The organism is Alienimonas chondri, from assembly GCF_013036045.1.
Taxonomy (GTDB): domain Bacteria; phylum Planctomycetota; class Planctomycetia; order Planctomycetales; family Planctomycetaceae; genus Alienimonas; species Alienimonas chondri.
In genome coordinates this window covers 1-3,738 of sequence record NZ_WTPX01000262.1, presented here as the reverse complement: position 1 = coordinate 3,738, position 3,738 = coordinate 1, and the positions used below count along the sequence as shown (strand labels likewise).

Annotated in this window: 1 protein-coding gene and 1 pseudogene; both read right to left on the bottom strand. The window is 72.2% G+C overall.

The annotated features are described in order from the left end of the window. Positions 1 to 1,995 (bottom strand): annotated as a pseudogene (locus tag LzC2_RS20675) (hypothetical protein); the annotation flags it as partial. A 114-nt stretch (positions 1,996 to 2,109) separates the two neighbouring features. Beyond that, positions 2,110 to 3,738: sulfatase family protein (locus LzC2_RS20670; protein WP_171189922.1), on the bottom strand; the 1,629-nt coding region annotated here is incomplete at its 5' end.

The window sequence follows — 3,738 nt, the reverse complement described above, 5'->3', positions numbered from 1 at the left end:
GCCCTCGCCCGGTGCGAAGCGGACGCCGACGAAGCCCGCGCCGGCCTCGCCGCCCTCGCCGCCGCCGGGGCGGTGCCCTCGGAGGAGGATCTCGTCACGGCTCGCGCGGACCGGGACGCCGCCTGGGCCGCGGTTCGCTCCCGCCTCAATGGCGAAGAGCCGGCGAGCGATGCCCCCGCGGATCTCATTCAGCGGCTGGAACGAGCGACGACCGCCGCGGACGAGGTCGCCGATTCGTTGCGGGCGGAGGCCGGCCGGGTCAAAGAAGCGGCTGCGCTCAAAGCCGCGATCGCCAAGCACGAGGCCCGCATCGCGACCGCCGCGGCGCGGTTGGAGAAGGCCGAGGCGGCGCTTGCCGGCGGTGACGAACGATGGGCCGCCCAGTGGCCGGAGTTGTCGGTTCCCCCCAATCCCCCGGCGGAGATGCGGGCGTGGCTGGCGACCGCGGAGGACGTTCGGAGCGATCACGGCGCCTTGCTCGATCTGCACGACCGACGGGCTGCGGAGGAGTCCGCCGCGACCGCCGCCGCCCGCGAACTGGCCGATCGACTGGCCGAGGTGGAAGCCGGGTTGAGCGGCGGGGAGACCGATTTGACGGAAGACTCGCTGGCCGATCTGCCGTTGAACGATCTGCGGGATCGGGCCGCCCGGGCTCGCAAGCGGGCGGAGGGATTGGCTGGTCAGCAGGCCGTGTTCGAGTCGGACCGACAGAAGAGCGAAACGTTCCTGCAGACCGCCGTCGCCGCGGAGGCCGATGCACAGGCGGGCCTCGCCGCGTGGGCCGCCGACTGGGCGACCGCCACGGCGCCGCTCGGACTGACGATCGGCGGCGGGCGGAGCGAGGATCAGGACGGCGAAGCGCCGGCCGGCCCGGACCCGGCTGCGGTGCGGGCGTTTCTGAACGGCTGGGGAACGGTGCAGAAGCATCGCACCGACGCCGCGGAGATCCGTCGTCGGCTCTCGGAGATCGACGCCGCCCGCGATCGCTTCGCCGCGGAGGCGGGTTCGCTCGCCGCGACGCTCGCCCCGGATCTGAACCCCGAACTCGATCCGGCGGCCCAAGTCGCGACGCTCTCGGAGCGATTGGAAGCGGCCGAGGAGCGGGCGAAGGATCTGCGGGAGCTGCCGACGACGATCCGCGAACTGCAGGACGATTCCGACGTGCAACGGGCCGGGGAGGAGGCGACCGCCTTCCTCGCCGCCGCCCGGGCCGGCGACCCGGACGAGCTGGCCGCGCGGGCGGAGTCGCTGGAGGCGGAGGCCGAGGATCTCGACCGTCGACGCGACGCCGCGATCGAAGCCGTGCGGGACGCCGAGGCGGAACTCGCCGCCCTCGACACGCAGGGCAAGGCGGCCGAGGCGGAGCAGCGGGCGCAGGGGCTGTTGGCGAAGGTCGACGCCAACGCCGATCGCTACGCCCGGCTGGCGTTGGCGGACGCGCTGCTCGCCGCCGCGGCGGAGCGGCATCGCGCCCGACATCAGGGGCCGGTACTGGCGAAGGCGGGGCGGTTGTTCGCCCGGCTGACCGGCGGGACGTTCGCAGGCTTGGACGTGAGCTTCGAGGGCGGCGACGAACCGGCGTTGGTCGGACTGCGACCCCCGACGCTCGTGGACGGCGTGGAGACCCCCGGGGCGAAGCTGCTGCCGCCGCAGATGAGCGACGGCACCCGCGACGCGCTCTACCTCTCGCTGCGATTGGCCGGGCTGGCGGAGACGGCCTCCGGCCGCCCGGTCCCGCCGCTGGTGGTGGACGATGCGCTGGAACGCTTCGACGACGCCCGTACCGCCGCGGCGCTCGCCGCGCTGGCGGAACTGGCCGATCCGAAAGAAGACGGGATGGGCGGCAGTGTGCAGGTCATCCTGTTCACCCACCACGCCCGCGTCGCCGAACTGGCCGCGGCTCTCCCCGCCGGCCGGGCCACGGTGCATCGCCTGCCGACCGCCCACCTGCCCGGCGGCGGATCGGCGGAACCGGCGATCGAGGTTCCGCCCCAATCCGTTCGCACCAAGACCGCCAAGACGAAGTCGGAACCGCGGACCGCGGCGTCGCCCAAGCCCAAATCAAAGGCGACCGCGACGGCGAAGCGGGGAGCGCTGCCGAGCGGTCGTTCAGGGCGTAAGGCGCGTGACCTTGCTCGGCTTCCAGCCGATGCGGTGGGCTTTCGCCCGGATCGGTCCGTCCGCGGGGGCGTCGAACGGCTTCACGTACACCCGCCACGCCTCGTCGCCGGGGAGCTTGTAGCCGAGGGAGGCGCCCTCGGTCTCGCAGGTGATCGCGACCGTGCCGTCGACCTCCACGATGCGCGGCTTGGCGGTGGTCGGCTGCTCGCCGTTCGGCCAGAGGGTCGCCATCAACTCCGCCCCGTCGAGCGTGCGGTAGTCGTCGGTTCGGGTCATCCAGTCGCCGAGCGCCGCCCGCATTTCCAACAAGGTCGCGGCATACTTCGGGTCGTCGGCCAGGTTGTCGGTTTCGTGTCGATCGACGGCGGTGTCGTACAGTTCCTCGGTCGGCTTGGACGTGCCGGAGAGCTGCCACTGAGACTCGCCCAGCCCGCCGTCGGCGACGAGGCGGGTGATCTCCGCGGCGCCGGCGGCCCGGTCGCGGTAGGGCACGTCGCCCCAGTACGGCAAGTCGGAGCGGAGGTTGAGGACGTATTTGAATCGCGGCCCGCGGGCGGCCCGAATCGTTTCCGGCGCCGGGTCCATCCGATCGCGGGCGGCGAAGAGGAACTCCCGCGGCGCTCCGGCGTGTTCGCCCAAGAAGGCGGGGCCGGGCATCCAGGCGGGCGGTTCGATCCCGACGAGGCTCAGCACGGTGGGGGCAAAATCGACGAAGCTGACCAGCCGGTCCGTGCTTTCTCCGGGGGCATACTGGCCGGGCGTGCCGCGGTCGGGGTGGCCTTCGGGGAACCGAACGATCAACGGCACCTGCAAGCCGGTGTCGTAGACCCAGCGTTTGTGCCGCGGCAGGCCGTCGCCGTGGTCGGAGAAGTACATCACGACGGTGTTCTCCCGCAGGCCGTCGGCTTCCAGCTCGGCCAGCAGCTCGCCGACCCATTGGTCCAACTCGGCGAGGTTGTCGTACTGCCGGGCGATGTCCTCGCGAATGGCGGGGGTGTCCGGGAGGAAGGGCGGGACGACGACCGCGGCCCGGTCCGTCACCGCGGGGCTGGTGCGTTCATGGATCTTGCTCTCGTGAGTGATCGTCGAGTTGAACACCGCGAAGAACGGCGCCGCCTCCGGCGTGCCGTGGCTGGGTCGATTCCGCCAATGGGCCTCGTCGCTGCTCTCGTCCCAAACCGTGACGGGCGCTTGGAACTGATAGTCTTCCTTGACGTTGTTCGTGCAGTAATAGCCGTGCGCCCGCAGCAGTTCGGGGAAGCACTTGACCTCCGGCGGCGGCGTCGCCTCCCAGACGGGGATGGCTCGCAGGACGGGATCGGTGACGTCCGCGAGGGCGGCGGTGCGGCTCGTCACCCGCATCGGCCCGGCGCCGGCGGAGGTCGGATAGGTCCCGGTGATGAGGGTGAACCGATTCGGCGCACACACGCCGTACACGCCGAACGCCTGGGTGTACCGCGTGCCCTCCGCGGCGAGGCGATCGAGGTTCGGCGTGCGGCCCAGCGGATCGCCGTAGCTGCCCAATCGCGGCGACAGGTCTTCGCAGGTAATCCACAGCACGTTCAGCGGCGCCGCGGTCGCGCCCGCGGGCGGGGCGGCGGACGCGTCGTCGGAGGC